Annotated in this window: 21 protein-coding genes; 5 read left to right on the top strand and 16 right to left on the bottom strand. The window is 34.9% G+C overall.

What is annotated here, in order from left to right:
- Positions 1-13 precede the first annotated feature (13 nt).
- The 5 genes from atpB to Q3Y49_RS06540 all read right to left on the bottom strand — a co-directional run bounded on the left by atpB (position 14) and on the right by Q3Y49_RS06540 (position 3,092).
- Positions 14-1,081 (bottom strand): F0F1 ATP synthase subunit A, encoded by a 1,068-nt coding sequence (gene atpB / locus Q3Y49_RS06560; RefSeq protein WP_303271490.1) that lies wholly within the window; start codon positions 1,079-1,081, stop codon positions 14-16.
- A gap of 111 nt (positions 1,082-1,192) precedes the next feature.
- Positions 1,193-1,582 (bottom strand): DUF6168 family protein, encoded by a 390-nt coding sequence (locus Q3Y49_RS06555; protein ID WP_303271489.1) that lies wholly within the window; start codon positions 1,580-1,582, stop codon positions 1,193-1,195.
- A 4-nt stretch (positions 1,583-1,586) separates the two neighbouring features.
- Positions 1,587-1,799: an AtpZ/AtpI family protein gene (locus Q3Y49_RS06550; protein WP_303271488.1), complete on the bottom strand. Its 213-nt coding sequence runs from the start codon at positions 1,797-1,799 to the stop codon at positions 1,587-1,589.
- Positions 1,777-2,187, bottom strand: coding sequence for a bactofilin family protein (locus Q3Y49_RS06545; RefSeq protein WP_367892472.1), 411 nt, complete (start codon positions 2,185-2,187; stop codon positions 1,777-1,779). The genes Q3Y49_RS06550 and Q3Y49_RS06545 overlap by 23 nt, the downstream gene beginning before the upstream one ends.
- A gap of 53 nt (positions 2,188-2,240) precedes the next feature.
- Entirely contained in the window at positions 2,241-3,092 is an 852-nt protein-coding gene (locus Q3Y49_RS06540) for a M23 family metallopeptidase (RefSeq protein WP_303271486.1), read from the bottom strand.
- A 104-nt stretch (positions 3,093-3,196) separates the two neighbouring features.
- Between Q3Y49_RS06540 and porW the strand changes: the two genes are divergently transcribed.
- Genes porW through uvrC form a run of 3 tightly spaced genes read left to right on the top strand, consistent with a single transcriptional unit; the run spans position 3,197 to position 9,936 of the window.
- Entirely contained in the window at positions 3,197-5,809 is a 2,613-nt protein-coding gene (gene porW / locus Q3Y49_RS06535) for a type IX secretion system periplasmic lipoprotein PorW/SprE (RefSeq protein ID WP_303271485.1), read from the top strand.
- A gap of 42 nt (positions 5,810-5,851) precedes the next feature.
- Positions 5,852-8,131, top strand: a complete 2,280-nt coding sequence (locus Q3Y49_RS06530) for a penicillin-binding protein 1A (RefSeq protein WP_303271484.1) — start codon at positions 5,852-5,854, stop codon at positions 8,129-8,131.
- Between the two features lie 11 nt (positions 8,132-8,142).
- Entirely contained in the window at positions 8,143-9,936 is a 1,794-nt protein-coding gene (gene uvrC / locus Q3Y49_RS06525; protein ID WP_303271483.1) for an excinuclease ABC subunit UvrC, read from the top strand.
- A gap of 48 nt (positions 9,937-9,984) precedes the next feature.
- On the opposite strand, the gene porN is transcribed toward uvrC, so the two are convergent.
- The 8 genes from porN to Q3Y49_RS06485 all read right to left on the bottom strand — a co-directional run bounded on the left by porN (position 9,985) and on the right by Q3Y49_RS06485 (position 19,294).
- Positions 9,985-10,869, bottom strand: a complete 885-nt coding sequence (gene porN, locus Q3Y49_RS06520) for a type IX secretion system ring subunit PorN/GldN (protein WP_303271482.1) — start codon at positions 10,867-10,869, stop codon at positions 9,985-9,987.
- Positions 10,870-10,893: 24 nt separating this feature from the next.
- On the bottom strand, positions 10,894-12,480 hold the full coding sequence (porM, locus tag Q3Y49_RS06515; protein WP_303271481.1) for a type IX secretion system motor protein PorM/GldM: 1,587 nt from the start codon (positions 12,478-12,480) through the stop codon (positions 10,894-10,896).
- Between the two features lie 31 nt (positions 12,481-12,511).
- Positions 12,512-13,324 (bottom strand): type IX secretion system motor protein PorL/GldL, encoded by an 813-nt coding sequence (porL, locus tag Q3Y49_RS06510; RefSeq protein ID WP_303271480.1) that lies wholly within the window; start codon positions 13,322-13,324, stop codon positions 12,512-12,514.
- Positions 13,325-13,381: 57 nt separating this feature from the next.
- Positions 13,382-14,419 (bottom strand): T9SS ring complex lipoprotein PorK/GldK, encoded by a 1,038-nt coding sequence (porK, locus tag Q3Y49_RS06505; protein WP_303271479.1) that lies wholly within the window; start codon positions 14,417-14,419, stop codon positions 13,382-13,384.
- A 170-nt stretch (positions 14,420-14,589) separates the two neighbouring features.
- Entirely contained in the window at positions 14,590-15,546 is a 957-nt protein-coding gene (locus Q3Y49_RS06500) for a PorP/SprF family type IX secretion system membrane protein (RefSeq protein ID WP_303271478.1), read from the bottom strand.
- A gap of 113 nt (positions 15,547-15,659) precedes the next feature.
- A complete protein-coding gene (locus Q3Y49_RS06495; RefSeq protein WP_303271477.1) occupies positions 15,660-16,439 on the bottom strand; it encodes a uroporphyrinogen-III synthase in 780 nt (259 codons plus the stop codon).
- A gap of 28 nt (positions 16,440-16,467) precedes the next feature.
- The gene (locus Q3Y49_RS06490; protein ID WP_303271476.1) at positions 16,468-17,559 is read right to left on the bottom strand and encodes a DUF4271 domain-containing protein; all 1,092 of its coding nucleotides are present in this window, start codon (positions 17,557-17,559) and stop codon (positions 16,468-16,470) included.
- A 76-nt stretch (positions 17,560-17,635) separates the two neighbouring features.
- Positions 17,636-19,294 (bottom strand): BamA/TamA family outer membrane protein, encoded by a 1,659-nt coding sequence (locus tag Q3Y49_RS06485; RefSeq protein ID WP_303271475.1) that lies wholly within the window; start codon positions 19,292-19,294, stop codon positions 17,636-17,638.
- Between Q3Y49_RS06485 and hemW the strand changes: the two genes are divergently transcribed.
- Positions 19,278-20,408 (top strand): radical SAM family heme chaperone HemW, encoded by a 1,131-nt coding sequence (gene hemW / locus Q3Y49_RS06480; protein WP_303271474.1) that lies wholly within the window; start codon positions 19,278-19,280, stop codon positions 20,406-20,408. The two genes, Q3Y49_RS06485 and hemW, sit on opposite strands and share 17 nt — an antisense overlap.
- Here the strand turns inward: hemW and Q3Y49_RS06475 are convergent.
- The 3 genes from Q3Y49_RS06475 to Q3Y49_RS06465 all read right to left on the bottom strand — a co-directional run bounded on the left by Q3Y49_RS06475 (position 20,405) and on the right by Q3Y49_RS06465 (position 23,584).
- Entirely contained in the window at positions 20,405-21,124 is a 720-nt protein-coding gene (locus Q3Y49_RS06475; protein WP_303271473.1) for a LytR/AlgR family response regulator transcription factor, read from the bottom strand. The two genes, hemW and Q3Y49_RS06475, sit on opposite strands and share 4 nt — an antisense overlap.
- A 17-nt stretch (positions 21,125-21,141) precedes the next feature.
- A complete protein-coding gene (locus tag Q3Y49_RS06470) occupies positions 21,142-22,176 on the bottom strand; it encodes a sensor histidine kinase (protein WP_303271472.1) in 1,035 nt (344 codons plus the stop codon).
- 85 nt (positions 22,177-22,261) lie between these two features.
- Positions 22,262-23,584, bottom strand: a complete 1,323-nt coding sequence (locus Q3Y49_RS06465; RefSeq protein ID WP_303271471.1) for an NAD(P)/FAD-dependent oxidoreductase — start codon at positions 23,582-23,584, stop codon at positions 22,262-22,264.
- A gap of 609 nt (positions 23,585-24,193) precedes the next feature.
- On the opposite strand from Q3Y49_RS06465, the gene Q3Y49_RS06460 reads away from it, so the two are divergent.
- Entirely contained in the window at positions 24,194-24,502 is a 309-nt protein-coding gene (locus Q3Y49_RS06460) for a hypothetical protein (protein ID WP_303271470.1), read from the top strand.
- The last annotated feature ends 33 nt before the right edge of the window (positions 24,503-24,535 follow it).

The following is a 24,535-nucleotide window of genomic DNA, read 5'->3' as shown; positions in this document are numbered from 1 at the left end:
CAAAAATACACTTTTAATGATGCTCCTCTACTGCCATACCTATAAACAATGCTGACAGCATTGTAAAAATGTAGGCCTGAAGAAAAGCCACTAATAATTCTATTAGCGTAATAAAAAATGCCAATCCAAATGAAATACTTGAAGAAGCAACAATTCCAAATTGTGAACGCATTGTAATAATTAAGGCGATCAAACTCATTACTACCACGTGACCTGCCGTAATGTTTGCAAACAAACGAATTAATAATGCGAATGGCTTAGTGAACATTCCCAACACCTCAATAGGCATTAAAATAATCTTCATAAGAACAGGAACACCTGGCATCCAAAAAATATGTTTCCAATAATCTTTATTCCCGCTAAACTGTGTTACAAAAAAGGTAATCAAAGCTAATCCTACAGTAACTGCAATATTACCAGTGACATTAAATCCTAATGGAGTTAATCCTAATAAGTTTAAAATCCAGATATAGAAAAATACTGTGAGTAGATATGGAATGAATTTCTCGTACTTAGAACCAATATTAGGTCTAGCTATTTCATCTCTGACGTAAATCACTAGAGGCTCCAAAATTCTTCCAACTCCTTTAGGAATTGATCTTTTATTGTATCCCTTAGCTAATGAAATAAATCCTAAGAACATCAATAAAGACGTTAGCAACATCCCTACTACATTTTTAGTGATTGAAATATCCAAAGGCTTTGGATTAGTAGCGTGACCCTCTTCATCTAAGTTGATTTCTCCCTCCGCATTAGTTTCATAAACTTTCCCATGAAACAAGGCAAAGTGTTTCCCATTTGATTCAGCCACCTCATGACCGTGATCAAAGTTAGAGGAAGAAAAAACATGCAATCCATCAGACCATAATATTACCGGAAGAGAAAATCCGTAATGCGTTCCAGTTTTACCACTAGTCCAAAAAGTGAAATCATGAGAATCTTGCAAGTGATGCTGAATATATTCGTTAATCTCCTCTTTAGTGTCAATTTGTCCACCATCTTCTGAACCTCCTGCAACCGCAAATAACGTATTAACGTTGATTAGCGATATTAATAGTGCGAACAACAATGTGTTTCTCATTATAGTTGGATTGATCATTCTACTTTTTACGATTGCCTTAATTTGGGGGCAAAGGTAATCATTTTCTTAATAAACATAATTTTTTTATTAAGTTTTTTGCCCTTTGAAATTTCACTCATTATCCTTGGCATTCATTAGCCTTCCGCTATAGATCGCCTCAAATACTAAAAACATAAAAAAGGGAATTATGATAGATATTCGCTCAAGAAAATCCATGGATGTCTCTGAAAAAATAGTGTCTTTAAAGACCAGTACGAAGAGGCCGATCTTAACAAAAACGCTAGCCAAGTAGAAGTAACCCACCTGATCTGGAAGCTTTTTGCTTAAAAGCTCAACTGATCCTACTATAAAAATAAATGCAATGAAGTGAAATATATAAACAGAATCTAATGAATACGATAAAAACTCATTCTGACTTGAAATATACCATTTTTGAAAAAAAAGTGCAGAAACAGCTATTGCTACTGTTATTAAGGTGAAGAGTATAAGTCTTTTGTACATTGATTTATTCCTGAGACCTAATTACTTCTCGGATTACAACAAAAATTGAAAGAAAAACTGCTAAAAGCGTGATTATTTTGGTATAAATATCCGATCCACTTCCAGCAATTTCGTCAATGTATTCACCTAGGAGATGTCCCAAGTAAATTGTTACAGCCATTTGAATAGCTAATCCAGAGAATTTTAAATAATTATTAAACGGCTTTTGCTTTTTCAATTTTAGGGTTTGATTGTCCGTTAGCAGTTTCATCTCCTATTTTAATGGATTTGTTGGTAACGCCCATTTTACACTCTCCATTAAAAGTAGCTCCTGATTCTACAATCAATTTATTAGTAATTATATCACCATGCACTACTGCAGATGGTTTTAAAACCAATAACTCTGTAATTTCTACAACTCCTTTAACTTCCCCTTCAATCTCCGCATTTTGCGACAATACATTGCCTTCAATATGAGAAGTATTACCTAAGACTAATTTTGATTTAGTTTTGATATTGCCTATTACCTTACCATCAATTCGGATATTTCCAAAGGTTTCTAAATCCCCATTTATCGTAGTTCCTTTACCGATAGTATTGCTTGAACTTGTGATATCTTGTGCCATTTGTATCTTATCTTGCTTGTTATTAAACATCTCCGTTTCCTTTTCCTATTATATTAAAAAGTAATAAATTCTTCCGGATCCACCGGATTTCCATTATACCATATTTCTAAATGAACATGTGGTCCCGTAGTTAGTTCCCCAGAATTGCCAATTATGGAGATTACTTCGCCAGCATTTACAAAATTACCAACTTTTTTCAATAATGCCGAATTATGCCTGATTACTGAAATTAAATTTGCTCTATGTTGAACCGCAATCACATATCCTCCGTCTTGAGTCCATGATGATAATATAACGGTTCCATCCGCAATAGATTTTACTGGTTCATTTGTTTTTGCCACTATATCAATTCCATAGTGGTCAATACTCATATCGTAAGGTGAACTTACTATTCCTTGAATTGGTGGAAAAAAGAAAATATCTTTTAATTCATCGGAGTAATTATTACTTGAATAGCTGGTTAAACTAAAGTCCTGCTCTTCAAATTCCTGTCTAATAATGGAATCTCCTGCATCTATCTTCTGAGGGTTAAAATCCTTGTTCAGATCATCAGTGTTCACTTGATCTGGCTCTCTATAAGTCTCTCCATCCGGCACGTCTCCCTGTAAAATTGTTTGTAAATTCCCAATAAACCGGTCTTGAGCTCTCAGTCTTGATTTCAGAGAATCCATTTCTGTAGTCAAGGACAATAGTTTTTGATTATACTCCATCGTAGTATGTCTTGGATCAAACCATTGTGCCAATAAAGATTGGGATAAATATAATGCCCCAATAAATATTATAATAAAAGATAATAAACTAATAACCGCTACCTTTGCATAAGTAAAGTTAATGGTAGATACTTCAGCCAAGTTTTCTTCGTTTCTTACCACCATTTGATATCTTGTGGTAAGCCAATTGGACATTGTCTTTCTTATTCGCAACTTTGTTTTTTTATTATTTAATGCAAAAATACATATTATCAACGACTCTCAATACTTTTCTTATATGAATCGCTTATTTTAGTCGTTTGAAAATTACAGTGAGTTACTATATCAAAAAATATCGATACCTACTACTAGGCTTTTTCTTAATGATTGCAGCCTGTTCACCTGAAAACTCTGGCCTTGTCGGATATAGTTATCATAATGTTACAGCAAAATACAATGCATATTTTATTGCAAACGAAAAACTCCAAGAGGTATTATTAGAAATAGAGGATGCTCACCAAAACAATTTTAACAGGGTTTTAAAAGTTAAAGCTCCAATTGACACAAATATTGTTAATGCGAATCAAGAAAAAGTAGACGATATTATAAAAAAAGCATCAATAGCTATTCAAAGACATAAAGTAAGTAAATGGGTTGATGATAGCTATATTTTAGTAGGTATTGCCAGGATGCTAAATCGAGAATATGAAGAATCAATTGAGACCTTAAAGTATGTTAATGTCAATAGTAAAGATGATCAAACAAAATATTTAGCACTTACCTATCTTGTTAGAACCTTTACAGAATATGGTGAATTAAATAATGCTTTAGCAGTTATTGACTACTTAAATAGACAAAAATTATCTAAAGCGAATAAGAGAAAATTGTATCTAAATGCTGCTCATTATTATCAAATCTTAAATGATCCTAATAATGTTATTAAGTACTTAAGCGCTGCCATAAAATTAATGTCCAAAGGTCCTGAAAAAGCTAAAATGCATTTTATCTTGGGGCAACTTTACCAAAAATCAAAATTAGATGCCGTTGCTTATGATAACTATGGAGAAGTTCTCAATAACAGGCCTCCTTATGAATTATCATTTTACGCTAGATTAAACATGGCACAAGTAACAGAGCTGTCGAAAGGTGAGGATATTAAAAAGATCAGAAAGTATTTTGAACAGTTACTGAAAGATGGTAAAAATGTGGACTTTAAAGACAAGATTTACTACGAGATGGGTGAGTTTGAACTAAAACAGGGAAATATTGAAGAAGCTATCCCATTTTATAAATCATCGATCGAAAATAGTGTTGATAATCAACGACAAAAATCTTTCTCCTACCACAAATTGGGCTTGCTGTATTTCGATGAACTTAAAAAATACCCCTTGGCTAAGGCATATTACGATAGTGCTTATAAAATCATGCCGGAAGATGAAACTATTTATCAACAGGTTGCTACAAGACAATCGGTACTTTCAGATTTTATTAAGCAGATAAATACAATTCAAGAAAACGATTCATTAGTAAGTCTTGCCCAAATGGACAGCAGTGCAATTAATAAAATATTTTTGGCACAAAGGAATGAAAGAATCGAAAAAGAAAAAGAAGAAAAAAGAAAACGTGAAAGGGCTGAAAGAAATCAGGCTGCTAACAATAAGACGACTGCATTTGAACAAGGTCCAAATATCCAAACCAATACAGCACCAGGTGGTGGATTTTATTTTTATGATCAAGCAACAGTAGCTCAAGGGAGAAATACTTTTAAAAGAATTTGGGGAAATCGATCATTACAAGATGATTGGAGAATGAAAAGAACACAAGTTTTTGACGAGAGTAGGTCGGAAGAGCAGGAAAGTGCCCCTAAAGAATCTGTAGCTGATAGGGAAGAAGACTTATCTGAAGAGGACTTGATAGCTCAAGAAAGAGAAAAATTCTTTAATTCGATTCCATTTGAAAAAGAGCAACAAGAAAAGCTATTTAACGAAATGGAAATAGCTTATTATAAATTGGGAAATATCTATAATTTTGATTTACAAGAGAAGAAAGATGCCATAGACACTTATGAAACACTCTTAAGCCGCTTCCCAAAGACAGAGTACCGCGCTGAAATTCTTTACTTATTATATATCTACTATGAAGATAAAGAAGAGGTAAAAGCTCAAACATTTGCTAACGAACTACTCAAGAGTTTTCCCAACACAATTTTCGCCAAACTTATAGAAAACCCTAATTATCAGGAAGAAAGTAATTTGGCAAGTGCCAAAGTGAAAGTGATCTACGAAAAGGCCTATCGTCTTTATCAAAATGAAAATTATCAGGGAGCCATCAAAGAAATCAATGAGGGTTTAAATAACTATCCTGAAAATGATTATGAAGACAATTTAAAACTTTTAGAGGCTCTTATTACCGGAATTACGGACGGTAAAAATCCTTATAAGTTCAAGTTGCAAAGCTTTATGGAGAATTATCCAGAAAGTGAATTATACAGCTTTGCTAAAAGCCTTTTAGCTGCAATTGACAACCTTGATAAGAAAAGGCAACAAAATGAACAAATCAAATACGTCCCATTTTTTGAGCAGGCCCACTACTTCGTTGTTCTGTATGAAAAAAATAAAGCGTTGGCTGGTGTACTTCCGCAGGAAATAGAGGATTTTGGAAATAAATTCTTCCCTGAACAAGAATTAAAATCTGGAAATCTTGTTTTTAATGATGACTATTCAATGATACTATTGAGCGAATTTGAGGGAAAAGAGATTGCAGAAGCATTTTTTAAGAAATTTAATAGTGATTTATCACCCTTAAAAAATTTCAAAAGCCTAAATTTTAGTAATTTTGTAATCTCAAAAGATAATTTTCAAATCTTCTATCAAGCAAAAGTGGCGGACAGTTATACTGAATTTTTCAATACAAATTACCAAGTAACACCATAGGCATTTTTTAGATTTGACTGCAAATTTATGAGTTCAACTAATATGAAAAAATCAAAGATATTTAAAGCTGTAGCGGCAATGTGGGCTATTTTTATTATTTCCATCATTGGTTTTGCCTTATTTATTTACAGTATCAGCATTAATCTTAACGGCTGGTATGGGGAACTACCTGGCTTAAAATCCCTTGAAAACCCTAAAAGTGATTTGTCTTCCATCTTATACTTTGCTGATAATAAGGAAATGGGGAAATATTATAGGTATAACAGAAGTCAAGTGACTTTTGATGAACTTTCTCCTAATGTTGTAAATGCACTAATCGCCACAGAGGACATACGCTTTACTGAGCATTCAGGTATTGATCTTAGAGGTTTGGGACGAGTATTCTTCAAATCTATTCTAATGTTTGATAAAAGTGCTGGTGGGGGAAGTACAATTTCACAACAATTGGCCAAAATATTATTTAGGACACGAAGCGATTTATCAAATGGAAGTTTAAATAATGTTCCTGTTCTAGGTTTAGTAATAGCCAAAATGAAAGAATGGATAGTTGCTGTAGAATTAGAAAGATCCTATACCAAGAAGGAGATTATCGCAATGTACCTCAATACATTTGAATTCGGAAGTAATGCATTTGGGATAAAAACAGCTTCCAAAACATTTTTTAATACTACTCCTGACCAACTAACGATTCCTGAAGCAGCTGTTTTAGTTGGTCTATGCAAAAATCCGAATTTGTACAGCCCGGTTTACCAGCCTGAAAATGCATTTCAAAGGAGAAATACTGTAATGAATCAAATGAGAAAATATAGTTATATAGATGACACCGCTTATGATTCATTATCAAGCAAACCGATAGAATTAGATTATGACGTTGAAAATCATAATGATGGACTTGCTACATACTTCAGAGGAGTTATTTTATGGGATCTTTTGGCCTGGAGCAAAGCTAATGGCTACGATCTCTATGAAGATGGTTTAAGAATTTATACGACCATCGACAGTAGGATGCAAAAGTATGCTGAGGAGGCTGTTGAAGAACACATGAAGTTCCAACAGGAGCTTTTCGATGAACATTGGGAAGGGAAAGCGCCTTGGAGAGATGAATCCGGAAGAGTAATAAAAGACTTTGTTGAAAATGAAGCTAGAAAAACACAAGCCTATAAATATTGGAAAGATGAGTTTGGAAATGATGAAAAGAAAATATTTCAAAAGCTAAAGGAACCCAGATCTATGAAGGTTTTTAGTTGGGGGGGTGAAATTGATACAGTACTGAGCACAATGGATTCAATTCGTTATTTCAAGCAATTCCTACACGCTGGATTTATGGCCATGAACCCTAATAATGGTCACATCAAGGCTTGGGTAGGGGGCATTAACTATAAGTATTTTAAATATGACCATGTAAAACAGGGAAGAAGACAACCTGGATCCACATTTAAGCCACTTGTTTATGCAGCTGCAATTGATAACGGATATTCTCCTTGTTACCAAATAGAAGATGTGCCTGTTACATTTGAAGTCCCAGGAGATCCACCAACTTGGACACCTTCTAACTCAGATGGGAAGTTTTCAGGAGAAACCATGACCTTAAGGCAAGCTATGGCTCGGTCACTAAACTCTGGAACTGCTTACGTTATGAAGAAAATCGGTCCTCAAACTGTGGTCAACTATGCTCAAAGACTTGGTATAGAAAGTCCTTTAGATGCAGTTCCTTCATTGTGTTTAGGCACTTCGGATGTATCAATTTATGAGTTAATTGGTGCTTACAGTACTTTTGTGAACGAAGGCTTTTATACTAAACCATTTTACATTGAAAGGATTGAGGATAAAAACGGAAAGATATTAAAGCAATTTGTCCCTAAAACTGGAGAGGCATTAAGTTCTGAAACTGCCTATGCCATGCTTCATATGTTGAAAGGATCCACCGAAATTTCAGGCGGCACTGCTTTAGGCTTGGATAGGGAATTAAGAGAGGAAAATGAAATAGGAGCAAAAACTGGGACCACTCAAAATTATTCAGATGGTTGGTTTGTTGGTGTAACCAAGGACATCGCTGCTGGCGCGTGGGTTGGGGGAGACGATAGAAGTATACATTTCCGAAATATTGGTTTGGGGCAAGGAGCAAGAATGGCAATGCCAATCTGGGAGAAATTTATGAAGAAAGTTTACGAAGATGAGGAGTTAGCAGTAAGTAAAGGAGAATTTAAAAAACCATCTACTCTGTCCATAGAATTGGATTGTGAGCAATATATGATGCAACAAAACAATGTAACCGATTCCACTGAACAAATTCAAAAATTGGATGTTGATGGCATACAATAAAAAATTGTGAAATGTACGATGCGGTATTTCTCAAGCCTCAAGATTTAAATGAATTACCTAAACTACCTGGGGTTTACAAATTTCATAATTCATCTGGGGAAATAATTTATGTAGGAAAAGCAAAAAATTTAAAAAATAGGGTATCAAGCTATTTCAATAAATCTGCAAATCATAATAGAAAAACAATAAGATTAGTTCGCGAGATTGAAAAAATTGAAATAGCAATTGTCAACTCCGAATTTGATGCCCTTCTTCTTGAAAACTCATTAATAAAGGAGTTACAACCTAAATACAACATTCTACTGAAGGACGATAAATCCTTCCCTTATTTGTGTATTACAAATGAGCCTTTCCCAAGAATTATTTCAACTCGAAAGAGAATTCCTAGAAACGGAACATATTTTGGCCCGTATGCTAGTGTGAGGGCAATGAACAATGTCTTAGAATTAATTAGGAAGTTATATACTATTAGAACCTGTAAACTAAATCTTACAGATCAGAATATTAAAACAGGAAAATTTAAGGTTTGTCTTGAATACCATATTGGCAATTGTAAGGGGCCATGTGAAGGCTTACAAAATCATGATAACTATCAAAAAGATATTAACCAAGCAGCTGAAATACTAAAGGGAAATCTAAATATCCCTAAGCTACACTTCAAAGAGAATATGCAAAGTGCAGCTGATGAACTAGATTTTGAAAAGGCACATAAATTTAAAGAAAAGTTCGACCTCCTAGAGAAATTTCATAGCAGATCACTAGTTGTTAATCCAAGACTTACAGATATCGATGTGTGTAGCATTATATCGGAGGATAAATATGCATTTGTCAATTACATGCGTGTGAAAAACGGAAGCATTAATGTAACCAAGACGATTGAATTAAAAAAGAAGCTAGACGAGTCAGATCAAGAATTACTACTATTAGCATTAATCGATTTACGGAAGCTCTATGAGAGTACTACAAATGAAATTTTAACAAATATCGAGATTGAGAACTTAGCAGAGAGTTTTCATTTTATTAAACCTCAAATTGGGGACAAAAAGAAACTTGTTGAAATGAGTTTGAAAAACGCTTTGTTCTTTAAAAAGGAAAAACTGAATCAAAATGAGTCCAGTAAGATAAAAGAACTTAGGGTACTAAAGCAACTCCAGACAGACCTTCGCCTAAAGGAGCTTCCCCTTAAAATTGAATGTTTTGACAACTCCAACATGCAAGGCACCAATCCAACAGCGTCTATGGTTCACTTCAAGAATGCTCGACCCAAAAAGAGTGAGTACAGACATTATCATGTTAAAACTGTGATTGGCCCAGATGATTTTGCCTCTATGACAGAAATTGTAGGAAGACGATACAAAAGAATACTAGATGAACAGCAAGATTTACCCAATTTAATTGTAATAGACGGAGGAAAAGGTCAGCTAAGTGCAGCAGTAAAAGCATTAAATGAATTGGAACTATACGGCAAAATTCCAATAATAGGCATTGCTAAAAGACTAGAGGAAATATACTTTCCCGAAGATCCCTATCCAGTCCATATCAGCAAGAAAAGCGAGTCATTAAAGTTAATTCAGCGACTTAGAGATGAAGCACACCGCTTTGCCATCACCTTCCACAGACAAATCAGGAGCAAGAATAGTTTCACTACTGAACTAGAAGGAATTGAAGGAATTGGAGAAAAAACAATCGACCAGTTACTCAATCATTTCAAATCTGTAAAGAAGATAAAAGAAGCTTCTTTTGAAAATCTTAGTAAAATTGTAGGCAACTCTAAGGCCGAGTTAATCATAAAAGCCTTTAAATAAAAAAAGGAAGGTATACACCTTCCTCTTGAACAATTCTAAATCTTTTGATCAATAAGACCACAATTCGTGTTCTTTTTCCATTAATTCATATTCTAACCACTGAGAGGCCATTATACCTTGCTTAGGTGATTCCGAATACACGTCAATAATCATGTTATCATCAGGGTTAGCAACCTTCACGATTCTGGCATTGAACAATCTTAAAGCAAAAGCATCTGCTAAATTTTTATGCTCAGCACTGTTTTGCGGATTAAACCAAATCATTTGTTCTGGATTGCTTCTAAACAGATCCACCAAATCAAGATATTTAAAAACCCCAACTGTTCTTTCAACGCCTGAAGTAAAGTTTGCCGCAGGAATAATAATTTTTACAGCTTGAATATCCCAAACTAGCACGGAACGCTGCTTATCAAATATCATATCCTCTACTATTTCCAAGGTTGACATCTGCCTAACTGTAAATTGGGTAGAAATCTCTGTAGTTGGAGCACTTTCTTCTTCCTCTTCTGCAGCATCAGCTGTATCACCCCATCCATCATCACTACCCCATGCATCACCACCAGAATCTCCCCAACCATCGTCAGCACCACCCATATTCATATCTTTCAAGCTTGGGTCTTCCAATTTTTCCAAGAATTCCTCTTTGGTCATTCTATTAACCATGGAGTCCCCTTTGTAGATAGGAAGTATTCCTGCTTTGGCAGCATTTACTATATGTTTGGTAATTTCATTATTAGATGAAAAGAATGGCTTGTTTTGCTTTTCCTTCAAATCCATTCGTCTCCAAACACGCTTCTTAAAAAACATATCGTCCTCATGAATTGGGTAAACCGAATTTGGATTATACCCATCATTTGCCGATTCTTGAGCTTTTGACGGTTGTACAACAACCATCAACACAACTCCCAACGCTAATATCACAAACTTTTTCATAACCTGTTAATTTCTTAAATTCTATTAATTTAGAGTAATCGGGAAGACTTGCTCACCTAGCGCTACCTCTTCAGTATTTCCTCTAAAATTTCTTCTTAATACTTGATCTACCTGCACTACCAATCTATCTCCTGGTCTTGCATTGGACATCAACTGTGATATATTCACAGTTTCACTTGTAGCTTTTATAGGCTGACCAACAGGTCTAGGCCCTCTGGCTAAGGTGATTGTCCACCTAGTTACTTTGTATTGAGCATCCTTTGGTAATTGTGCTTTAAAGTTGTCATCAGGAATGGCCTCTACCCTCAATACACGTAAAGCAGTAGCTTTTTCACCTTGCTTCAAGTTCACTGGTTTAGAACCAGCAAATACTTGCACGTCAGGTTTAGGTATTCTACGAACATCGAAAACCTTATTGCCTATTTTGGTACTTCCAGAACTTACCCCTAAAGTTACTTTTGGAGCGTTCGGTATAATTGTTACCCTACCTCTTGCTTGTCCTTGGATAGAAGTTCCGCCTTGAACTGAAAATGAAGGATTATATGAAGTTCCTAAGGCAGGAACCAATACGTCTAATTCATTTCCGCAATTCAGATACAACTGGCTTAGAGCAGCAGATTGTACTTGGATTACAGGTTCCGCAACAAAGTATTCAATCTCCTCACGATAAACACTGTCTTTTAATTTTGCAGTTGCTTCATAAGTTTTTCTTGCTGTACCCTCTTCACCGTAAGAACCAGCTGGAGTTACAGTAAATTCGATTTTACCGTTCCCATTTTCAACATCAATTTCATTACCATTAAAAGTCATTTCAGGATCTTCCGCGGAAGAAGATGCCGCTACTATAAGGTCAGCTTTATACTTAGCCCCAGCTGCAACAACTTTGGATTCCGGTAAAGCAACCAATCGAATTAAATCAAATTTCAAATCACCAGCACCCACTTTTCTTGCTAACAAATCTAAAGCTCTTGACTCATAAGCCATAACTTTGTTTTGGTAGTCACTGATAGTTGCTAGAGCTGCAGGAGTTGGAGAGCCCATAAATTCTAAAGTAGCCCAATCTTTACCTTTTTGATTAGGATCATTTTGAAAACGAGGATTTTCATTGGCGTCAAGCGCTAATAAATCGAACGAAACCGCAGAATCACCAACTGCCTGATCGATATACTTCGAATATTCATTTAGCTCCTTTTGAAGTGCTATTCCATTATTTTCGTTTTCAGGTAACATATAGTTACTAACTCTGTCATAATCAGTTTTACCTACTAAGTCACCATTTTCGTCTCTATCACCAGTGATTTTAACAAAAGTTTCTTTGTAAGTTGCCAATTCATTAACCATCTCTCTGGTCTTTTGACGAATCTCTTTAGCCTTATCCAAGATTTTCACATCATCTGGGCGACTACCGGATTCCTCTACAGCATTTTCAATTCTGCGAAGCGTATTACCATTCTGCTCTTTAGCGGCATCAACAGATACTTCTAAGGAGTTATTTATGTCGATGAATTTGTCGAGTACCGTAACACTAACGTTAAGCGCCAAAAGGGCAGTCAGTACCAGGTACATCATGCCGATCATCTTCTGTCTTGGGGTTTCTTTTCCTCCAGCCATATAGATTTATATTTTAAGCTTTAAAAACAAATTAACCTTTCATAGCAGATAGCATATTGCCATATACCTTATTTAACTGAGAAAGATTAGTTGTTAAGTTTTTAACTTCTGTTTGGAACTGTGCAGTATCTTTACTCGCCTCAGTCATACTATCTAAAGCAGTTGACAAATTCTTGTAGAACTTATTCATCGCTTTAACATGGTTTTGAGAATCTTGCAATTCCATCTCATACACTTGATTCAATGCCGTCAAGTTTTTGGTTACCGCTTGTACTTGTGAATGATACGATTTAGCATCCATCGAAGCGTTTGACATCTCAGACATTGCTTTAACAGTAGTGTCATAAGATTTATTCATTTCTAATAAAGACTTGCTAGCTTGCTTAACGTTGTTAGCATAATCATTAGTTGCAACGGCTGCATTACTTAAATTAGACATTTGTTTGGCAGAGTCTGCCATGCTTTTCATTCCATCTCCTAAGCTCTTTATTAGTTCTGGACCAATTTTCCCTTCCTCCAAAACCTTGTCTAATTGTTGTGAAGCAGAACCTCCAGACACAGAAGATATTTGTTTTTTCCTTGGGGCTGGTTCTTCATCAAATTCTTCCGCCAACTCTGGATATACTTTACTCCAATCAACTTCGTCATGTGCAGGTTCAAATGCACTCAATAAGAAAATTATGGCCTCAGTACTTAAACCAACACCCAACATAAAAGATGCACCTGGAAGGTGAAGAATCTTAAACATGGCACCGATAATTACGATTGCCGCACCAATACCATACACCTTAGGCATTATGGTCTTGAATAATAACTCCTGAAATCCGCCTTTTTTATTACTCATGTTTGTAGTTTTTTATGGTTAATGTCTAAATATTGTTTTATTTTTTTAAAAAGTCAATTAAAATTCTGCACCTGATGACCTGCCAAGGTAAGTCATTGCACATCTAAATCCTATATAAGCTCTTGTTGAATCTTTATGTTCGAATGCTCTAGTACCTGTTTCAAGATAAAAAGCAATGTCTTTCCATGAACCTCCCCTAATAACTTTTCTAGGTTCGCTTTCATCAAAAAATGTTGGATTTAAATCCCAAACCAAAGGAACTGATGCAGGATTAAAGGCATCCTCACACCATTCAGCAACGTTACCCGACATATCAAATAAACCAAAATCGTTCGGGAAATAAGACATTACTTCTGCAGTATAAGCGTTTCCATCATCATAATAATTCCCTCTACCTGGTTTAAAGTTAGCTAACATACATCCTTTCGCATTTCTTATATAAGGATTACCCCAAGGGTACTTGGCCATATCTCTACCTCCTCTAGCTGCGTATTCCCATTCAGCTTCTGAAGGCAAACGAAAAGCAGGCATTGGAAACTCACCCAATGATTCTCTATAAGAATTCAAATAGTCTGTTCTCCATTCAGAAAAAACTTTAGCAGCTTCCCAATCCACACCAACAACGGGATAATCATCGAAAGCAGGGTGCATATAATAATACTCCTGCATTGGATCTCCCATATGATTAGTGAAATCCTTCATCCACACTGTTGTGTCAGGGTATAGCTCCTTCATTATGTAGTCCCTGCCAAGAGTAGAGGCTGAGTCCTCCATCATTCTTTGAATAAACTGACGGTACTCATTATTGGTAATTTCAGTTTCATCCATATAAAACCCACCAATTGTAACCTGTCTGTTAAAATTAATTTGACTTGCTGCCACATCTTCGTCAGCTTGTCCCATATGAAAAGTTCCGGCTGGAACTGCTCTCATACCATAAGGAGTAGCCATATACCACCCTTCTCTACCGGGAACACCTACCAAATTACCTCCATCGCCAGCACCACCTCCAAAAAGACCACAGCCTTCAAGGAAAAGAGTAGCAACAAACAAAATTGATAGGGTTAATTTTTTCAAAACACCTTTATTATTCATAACACCTATTTGTTTCTAACTAAACGCTAATATATTGACAATTATTAAATATATTCTTTACACCTTAATAATAAAACCTCAAATTGTAAGGTTTTATTGTATTTTAAATATTTTATAGAAATATCTCTACAATTTTCACAAAAAAGTTTTATTCTGCAAGTATTTTACGATTAATGTCTAAATCTTGGCGTTCGCACCACCTTTTTTCCCGATGTAGATATAGCAGGCAACCTATAACTCAACATAATTTCATGTGAAGTGGTGCTCTTTGCGCTTTGTGCTACAAGGGTATAATCGAAAGCATAACCTAGTTTTAATGTGTTTTCTTTAAAGAAGCTATACCCCAACATCACAATAGCAGCTTCCTGCTGTCTGAAGGAAAGTCCACCCCAAATTTTTTCTTTGTAGGTAGCAACTGCAGAAACATCAAAAGTGTAAGAACTAAATTCAGTAGTTCTTACTAAAAAACTTGGCGTTAAACTAATGTCGTAATTTATCGGAAAGGTATAACCACCCGTTACTATTAAATCCTTTGGATATGGATTTCTTATGGCATCTGACCCAAATCCAAATTCTGCCTCTATTAAATGGTTGAGAGCAGCCCCCACATAAAAATCCTTATGTTGAAAATTTACCCCAATTGAAAAATCAGGGCGAACTTGGGTCGGTTGTATATTATTGATGTTTGGGTCATCAGGATCTATTACAATGTACCCGTCCTTATTAATATTTTGGGTAATAACGCCTCCTCTGAAACCAATACTTAATTTAGAATCTTTGATCCCCAAATGATAGGCTCCAGATGCTTGCACCTGAATAAAATTCTGATTGGCAATATCATCGTTTAAGACATAAAACCCAAACCCACTATTATATCTCATGATTGGAGACGTTAATGAGATTAATTGGGAATTAATACCACCGACAGGACCGTTTGAAGGAGCGTAACCTGCCCACTGCGTCCTGTGCATTGCCGTTAATTTTGTATAACCTTCTACTCCCGAGTAAGCCGGGTTATTAAAAAGATTATTAAACATGTAATGAGAGAACTGCACATCTTGACCTTGGACATTAAAAATGCCCACTGTCAAGAAGATTACGCTCAATAATTGTAATGTTTTTTTCATATCCTCAACACTTTAGAAGGATAAATATAATAAAAATAACTTTTGTTCAAGCTTTTATGTAATTAATTTAAAGTTATTATAGAATTAAATATATTTAATCCACTTTAAATCAACTACTTAAGCCCATTAGCTTTTTTTATATAAAGTTCCAATGCTCCTGTCATGGAAGGTGCGTTTGGTAATGGTGCTTCAATATCTATAATTAAACCAGCATCTCTCGCTGCCTGAGCAGTAGTAGGACCAAAAACAGCAATCCTTGTTTTATTTTGTTTGAACTCAGGGAAGTTCACAAATAATGAATTAATTCCTGAGGGACTAAAGAACGCTAAAATATCATATGTAATATGTTCCAGGTCTGATAAATCAGCCGCAACAGTCTTATAGATAGTCGCTTCCGTGAAATTATAGCCATTCTTATTCATAAAAGATGGAATGTCATCCTTTCTGATATTAGAACAAGGAAACAAATATTTTTCGTTCTTATGCTTCTTAATTACGTTCAAAATATCCTGTGCGGTTCTCTCTCCCACGAAAACTTTTCGCTTTCGTACCACTATATATTTTTGAAGGTAATTTGCGGTTTGTTCCGAAATACAAAAATATTTCATCTCAGGTGGCATTTCCACCTTACTGTCTTTACATATCCTAAAGAAATGATCAACTGCATTTCTACTAGTAAATATAATAGCAGTATGTTTCAGGATATCAATTTTTTGCTTCCTAAATTCCTTCGAATCGATAGGATCAACTTTGATAAATTGTCTGAAATCAATCTTGATCTTGTACTTGTCCGCCAATTTATGATACGGAGAGTTTGAAATGTCTGCCGGCTCAGGTTGTGAAACCATGATACTCTTTACCGGATAAAATCGGTCTTTTACACTTGTTGACATACTAATAAGTCTACTTTGAAAAGTTTAATCAAATGAAATATTTAAGTCCAATTAAAAATGGGAATATTTCTGTGGTGCAAAAGTAAGAAAATAAATAGAGATTAGAGAAGCTGCTTAATTTTAATATTTTAAAATATATTAATATTAACCTAGCAAGATAAAGAGCTACTATTCCATAAATGGCTATAGTTAACCAAATTGAAGGGATTGACCCAACATATAGATAAATTAGAATTGAAGTAAAGAACAGAACATTGACGAAAAATAGATTGATATTTAACAATTCTTTTATGTAAAAGGCCGATATTCTATTATTTCCAAACAAATTTGAGGCAACTGCAACTAAAATCACCTTTCCAATTAAGCCAATAGAGATTATAGATATAATTTTTATAAAGGCCAGTATTCCATTTGATTCTATCTCAAGAAAACTAATACCCTTGCCCATTATCAAGAAATAAATTAAGCCCGCTGTTAAAAAAACATACAATCCTGCAAATACCAAATTGTCCTGGTCCATTATTCTGATGCGAGACTGATCTCCTTCTTTCAAGCGGAAGGTAAATATCTTACTAATGGATAAAATATTAAGGTAACGCTTATCGTAATTCGCTTTGACAATTACCATAAACAGTGAAGCGCCAATCAATAATATCAACAAAATATTGTCAGAGATCCATTTGTTCTCCCGAGATGAATTTTCAAGACCTTGATAATCCAATTTAGTGTCAGGGTTTTCAATTGAATAAACACCAAAACTCATGTTTTGCAGCTTTTCATCCCAGCTTATATTAATTTGTTCTGTTGGTACCGACTTAAATGAATACTTCAGAAAATTATTTTCAGACTTTTCTATTAACTTTTCCCCGGAAAATAAATAGGTCGGAGCATCAGAACTAACCTCTAAAATTGATTCTGAGAAATTTTGAAGATCTAATGTTATTTGTTTGAGAGTGTCGGAGGGCCATTCATCTATATTTGTTAAGGTATCGGCTTGGTGCCACACGCGTAACTCACTATCACTTACAGCTGAGTCATCCTCTTGCATCTTATTTTCTTGCACACAGGAAAGTAAGATTGAAACTGACAACAAATAAATTAGCCTGTTAATTAATGACATACTGATTAAAACATATGATTTTTCTACTTCTCAATCTGAGTCTAGCTATGATTATAAGCTGAGAACCTCTTATAAATTAAAAGACTGCAATATAACCAAAATGCACCTTTCCTTGAGAAAATTCAGGCTTATTTCCCAACTGATTTCCTAAAGCATAAATTATCCTGAACCAACCATTTTGGCTTTTGACGTCTACCCCAGCACCAAAGGCATAGACCCAATCTATATTCTTCGGTAATTTTGCAAGGTCTGTAAGTAAGAAAAAACTAGATCTTTGATCTAAAAAGTATCTGTAATTCAAATTTAGAAGTCCATAATAACGGGAATAGAAGAAATTTCTGTCAAACCCTCGAAGGTTTTGCAACCCGCCTAAGCGCAGTAAGTCATTTTGAGACAATGCCGGGTTTTTGATGATCGCATATTGTGGGACAGCTTCTAATAATATTCGCTTTCCTAACACTCTCTGAAAATGCAACTTAATGCCAGTACTAAAGCTATTGCTAACTTCTGGAACATTTTGCCAAGCAGTAGGTAATGCCGAGAAATTCGTAATTTTCTTGTTACCAAAACCAAAATTAAGGGTAGCAAAGGAATAGTTGCTTAATTGCGGATACGTTAATTCATTTCTCCAATAAAAATTAATGAGAACAGCATTCGTGTTAGAACTTCTCAAAGGATTAAGGTTTGAAATTTCCTCCTCGGAAAATCCCCTAAGAATATTATTACTGAGCCGTTGATAGGCCATACCAATACTGAAATTACTCCATATAAAATATTGCACTCCTAATTGTAAATCAGTTTGAAGAAATGTGCTGTCTTCTTGCAAAAGCTCAAACCCAAAATTTAGGCCCAATGGACTTTTGAAAGCGTGGGATTGACGAAAACTGGTATTTAAAATTTGAGAATTAGCTGAATACTTCTGCCAGAATACATCCAATCCTACACCTCTCTTGAACAAATTCCTTAATCGCGCATCCACTTGTCCTGTTAGATTCGTCCGATTCCCTTCAGGAATCAGCCCAATAATTGCATCAAATTGATTGCTTTTCACCTTTTGTAAATTTACTTGGATCTTGGCTTTATTATTAGCAAATGAAAGAGTCGGAGAAGAGGCTAATCGTAAATACTGGATTTGATCTATTTGATTTCCGATCGCATTATATGCTTTAATATCGAATGGTTCATTATAGCGTAAACTTAGTAGATTGCTTAAATATGGAACATTAACGGCCCGACTATCTCCATCAATTTCGAGACTGTCATAGACAATAAAATTTTGTGGGTTAATCCTGACAATCGCTTCAACTTGATTTTCGTCTAAACTGCTAATGCTTAAATTCGCTTTAGCAAGTGGAAATCCTTTCCGATGATAATTCATCCGGACGTAATTCCTTAATTTCTTATTAAGCACGTATTGATTAGCAATTTTACCGCTCAGTTTCTCTACATTTTGGACAGCAATGGGTATTTGACCATTATAGACTTGAATAGGCTTCCAGAAATAAGGCCTACCTTTCTCTATTTGCAAGTCGTTGTTCTGGTCAATTACGACTTTAGCTTCCCAAAAACCGGATCTTATGAGGGAATCTTGAATTTTATTCCTTTGTTGTAAAAGACTGTCGCTGGAATTTTGAGAATATGCAAAAGAGAAGGTTGAAAAATATAGAAATGAAAACAGGAGGGACTTCTGTAAAATTCGGTTTAAATTTGCGTTAATTTTGGCAGGTATATACATACATATTCCCTTTTGTAAGCAGGCGTGCTTTTACTGTGATTTCCATTTTTCCACCAATATGGCAATTAAAAATGATATGGTAGAAGCAATTTGTAAAGAAATTGAACTTCAACAAGAATATCTGAATGGAGAATTAATCCGATCCATTTATTTTGGCGGGGGAACGCCTTCGCTTCTAGATGAAACTCATCTAAAATCTATCTTCAACTATTTAAATAGGTTTCATAATATCGCATTTGATGCCGAAATTACATTTGAGGCCAATCCTGATGATATCACTCAAGACAAGCTGGAAATCCTTTATCAAAATGGAATTAACCGATTAAGTGTGGGTATTCAATCCTTTGACCAAGAAGTATTAAAATGGATGAATAGAGCACACAATAGTCAAGAAGCTTTCCGGTGTTTAGAATTGATAAAGAAAAGTGACTTCGATAATTTCAGTTTAGATTTGATTTATGGAATCCCCAATTCAACACACGAGACTTGGGAAAAAGATTTAAAAAGTCTGGTTGGTTTTCAACCACCTCATATTTCTTCCTATTGTTTAACGATTGAGCCTAATACTGTATTTGGTAGGTGGCAGCAAAAAGGAAAGCTCAATGAAGCTTCGGAAGATTATTCATCAGAGCAATTTCTATATTTATCACAATACCTGACAAATTCAGGATATGAACATTACGAGGTGTCAAACTTTGCGAAAAAAGGGTTTCACTCCAAACATAATAGCAGCTATTGGGAACAAAAGTCTTATTTGGGGATTGGGCCATCGGCTCATTCATATGACGGAAAAAACAGACAGTTCAATGTCTCTAGTAATGGAAAATACTTGAAGGCTTTACAGTCCAATGAAATCCCTGCTCAATTAGATATCTTGACACAGGAAGATCGAATCAACGAATATTTGATGACTTCCTTAAGGACATCTGAAGGGTGTAATTTGAAATTTCTAGCTAATGAATTGAATTATGATCTAGTAAAAAATGCAAAGCCACAAATTGAGCATTGGAAAAATACTGGACTTTGCACTTTAGAGGATGATATTTTAAGACTTACCCTAAAAGGTAGACTTTTAGCCGATAAATTGGCTTCGGATTTATTTCTGGTCAATTAAAGGCTCATCAAATCTTTAAACTTAGTGGCTTGTCTTCGGCTTACTTCAACCTTATCTCCTCCTTTTAATTTTACCATCAAGCCTCCATTAAACCAAGTTTCAATTTCATCTATCCATTCTAAATTGATGATATGTTTCCGGCTTACTCTAAAGAAATGCTTATTGTCCAATTTCTCATCCAATGCATTTAATGATTTATGAATCATTGGTTTATTCTTATCAAAATAAACTTTAATGTAGTTTCCGTCAGATTCGAATAAGCGAACATCTTTTAATCTTACAAACCAGCAATTGTCCCCGTCCTTTACGAAAACCTGATCGTTTACAGTCAACTGGTTATTACTTTTTTGTCTTTCGGCTTGTGCTTCTACTTCCTTGCGGATTTTATTTATAGATTCGGTTAGTCTTTTTGGTTCAATTGGCTTTAAAAGGTAATCTAAAGCATTAAACTCAAAAGCTTTCAAAGCATATTCATCATAAGCTGTGGTAAATATGACTTTCGGGGTTTTTTCCAAGGTTTCCAACAACTCAAAACCAGTTTTACCAGGCATCTGAATATCTAAAAAAATCAAGTCAGGGTTTAGCTTGTCAATCATTTCTTCAGCTTCATCCGCATTGGCTGCCTCGCCCAAGATTTCAATATCTTTGTATTCTGCTAATAAAGTGCTTAATTCTTTTCTAGCGAGCCTTTCATCATCTATTATTAATACCTTCATGTTTATAAATTAAAAATTCAATAATTAACTTGTGGGATCTTCACAGTTGTTAATACATTTCCTTCCGATTCGTTTTTGATATTAAACGAGGCTTCATTATCAAAAATCAATTTCAACCGCTGCTTTGTGTTTTCCAAACCAAACCCCTTGTTCTTTCTTCTTTTATCCAATTTAAAGCTTCCTGAATTTCTGATAAAGATATTCAAGCATTTTTTATTGTCCAACTGCGTTTCTATTGAAAGTTTCCCACCGTAAGTTAAGTTAGAAATTCCGTGCTTAATACCATTCTCCACCAAAGTTTGAATCATTAGCGGAGGAACTTGATATTTATAAGAATCTGGGTGAATTATAAATTCAGTTGTCAATCTCTCCTCATATCTGATCTTCTCCAACGCCAAGAAATCTATAACGGTGTTTAACTCATCGTTAAAATTAATCAATCTTTTTTTATCCAAAATTAGAGAGTTTCTCAAAATATTGGAAAGTTGAGTGATAGAATTCTTTGCTTTGGCTGGATCTTCATCTACCAATGCCCTAACACTGTTTAATGCATTGAAGATAAAATGAGGATTTAATTGAGATTTAAGGTTGTTCAACTCAATTTCATTCATAGCTGCATCATATTTTAATGACCGATTATAATTCTCCACATAGTGATACATAAAATAAACCAGCGACCATAAAAAATACAGAATTAGGTTAGCCAATATACTGAGAAAAATTACGATAGGGTTCAAATCAAAGGCGGGATCCAGCAAGCCTAATATAGAGGAGATGCCAAATAAGAAGGCATAATTGATAATACTTAAAATCAAACAAGCAATAATTACTCTTACGACCAGTTTTTGAATGATTATTTTTAACCATCCGTTGCTGATAATGAAATTTCTATATAAATGAGTAATACTAATATAAAAAGGAACCAAGATAAGTTGGCCCGTGGCTTGTTGCGAAGACAGCCTTTCACCCAAATATGCCAAATAAATATTCAATAAGCCATAAGCAGTCCAGCCAACTATCTGAAGCGTCCAATACAGTGCCTTTTTGTTCATTCCGTGCTTAGGTTAAAAAATATGTAACCAATAATTTGGTACAAAATAAGCCCCTTTTTATAGATTAAAGAAACCGTCTGTCAAATCATGCTACCTTCTTTTTATCTTTCTGACTCTTAACCTTTGGCACAAATGGCCTAATAATTAAGCGAGTACCTCGATCGTAGGTAAAATAATTCCAAATCCAATTACTTAAGATAACGATTTTATTCCTGAACCCAACTATAGAGATAAGGTGTACAAACATCCAGATAAACCACGCGAAAAAGCCTCCAAAATGCAAGTTTTTAGGAAGATCGACCACAGCTTTATTTCTACCCACAGTAGCCATACTTCCCTTATCTAAATATTTAAAAGGTTTCTGTTCATTCCCCTTCATTGCTGCCAAAATGTTTTTAGCTAATCTATCTCCTTGTTGCATGGCAACTGGCGCCAACATGGGGTGTCCCTTTGGAAAATCCTCTGTTTGCATTAAAGCAATATCTCCCACTGCATAAATATTTTGTGTTCCTTTTACCAGATTGTATCTGTCGACCTGGTACCTGCTATTTGAAACGCTTTCTTCTGAAAGTCCTTCTATAACATTTCCCATTACACCAGCCCCCCAGAGCAGCGTAGCAGCAGGAAGTGTTTCACCATTACTGAACTCTACTTTTTCACCATCGTAGCTATTAACCATAGTGTTGAGCTTTACATTCACCTCAAATTTTTTAAGATATTTTTGGGCTTTCCTATCTGCGAAATCAGACATTCCACCTAAAAGCCTTCCCATGCCTTCTACTAGGTAAATGTTTAATCTATTAAAATCCAAATCTGGATAATCGTTAGGTAAAACGTGCTTCTTTAACTCACCCAAAGCCCCAGCAAGTTCTACGCCTGTGAGACCCCCACCCACAATAACAATATTCATTAAGCTCTCAATTTTAGCCTCATCGGAACTTAAAACTGCCTCTTCAAAATTTTGCAGTATGTGACTTCTAAAATCTAAAGCCTGTGGGATTTGCTTGAGCGGGAAGGCTTTTTCGAATTTCTCGTTCTGACCAAAGAAATTCGTTTTTGAGCCCGCAGCAATTATCAGATAATCGTATTCCAATTCGCCAACATTACTAATGATCTTATTCTCCTGCTGATCAATTTTAGATACAGTAGCCATTCGAAAATATATATTCCTGTGATTTTCAAGTAACTTACGTAAGGGCCCTGCTATCGAATCGGGCTCGAGACCAGCTGTTGCCACCTGGTATAATAAGGGCTGGAAGGTGTGATAATTATGCCTGTCCAAAAGAACAATTTGCACATCTTTGCCAGCAAACTTCTTGGCCATCGTGATGCCAGCAAAACCTCCACCTACGATTATAATTCGCTTTTGATTAGTATTAGGAATTTTAAATGAATTGGGCTTATCCATAAATCTTTAAAGTTAAAAACTAGACCCTGTTATAACTCATTTAAAAATATTAGGTTTAATATCTTCTATGTCATCTGAATTAGTTTTAAGATGCATTTATTCTTACATAAGCTGAAAAATTTTCTAACTCTTAAAATGGCAAAATAATACCAGAAATCTCTTCTTGAAAGTGTACAAAGACAAGTTCACTAGGTACTCCAAAACAGGAGACTAAGCATCATAAAGAAGGTGCAACTTTTAGACGTCTTGTTTAAATCCTATTTCAATTCAACCATCTACCATTTAAGAACAGAGACAGAGTGTGCTTTACGCTGATATTCAAATACTTATTAATATTGCCCCCTGAAAGGATTTACATCCAATCTTCGCAAATAAACGATATGTAGCGTTGCAAAAAATATATTATTAGATTACAAGAGCCCTCATAGATCCAAATATTATTAGGTTTTTAATTGCATCAACAAAATATTATTTTTAATAACTAAAACTTGATTAAAGTAATAAATCTTACATATAAATTACATTAACCGAATTATTTTTTGTGATCTCGGTGCAACTTATCGATAATATTCTGCGTCCTGAAATCAAAAGAACCTAAAACAAAATAAAATGAAAAGGGTAATAGTAACTTTAGTAATAGCACTTGTATTCAGCAATGCATATGCAAGTAAAGAATCGGTTTCAATCGATCCAAAATTAATCAAAGAAGTAAAAGCAGAAATGGCAGAGTCATTCTTCATCAATGACGTGATTGAAGAAGAGCCTGACGTTTTAATTTATAGTACAGAAGGTGAGTTATTGCACAGCTTTCAAAAAGATAACATTGATCCTGTAGCTATGAGAAATGTAGATTTATTGATGGATTATAAATCTCAGAAAATATTTATTAAAGAAAAGGAACTAAATCCTAACATTTAGGATTTATAAGACATAGTTTAATTCATAGTGAAT

Source organism: Marivirga harenae, from assembly GCF_030534335.1.
GTDB lineage: Bacteria > Bacteroidota > Bacteroidia > Cytophagales > Cyclobacteriaceae > Marivirga > Marivirga harenae.
The sequence above is the reverse complement of the archived record's forward strand: the minus strand, read 5'-3'. Positions and strand labels throughout refer to the sequence as shown.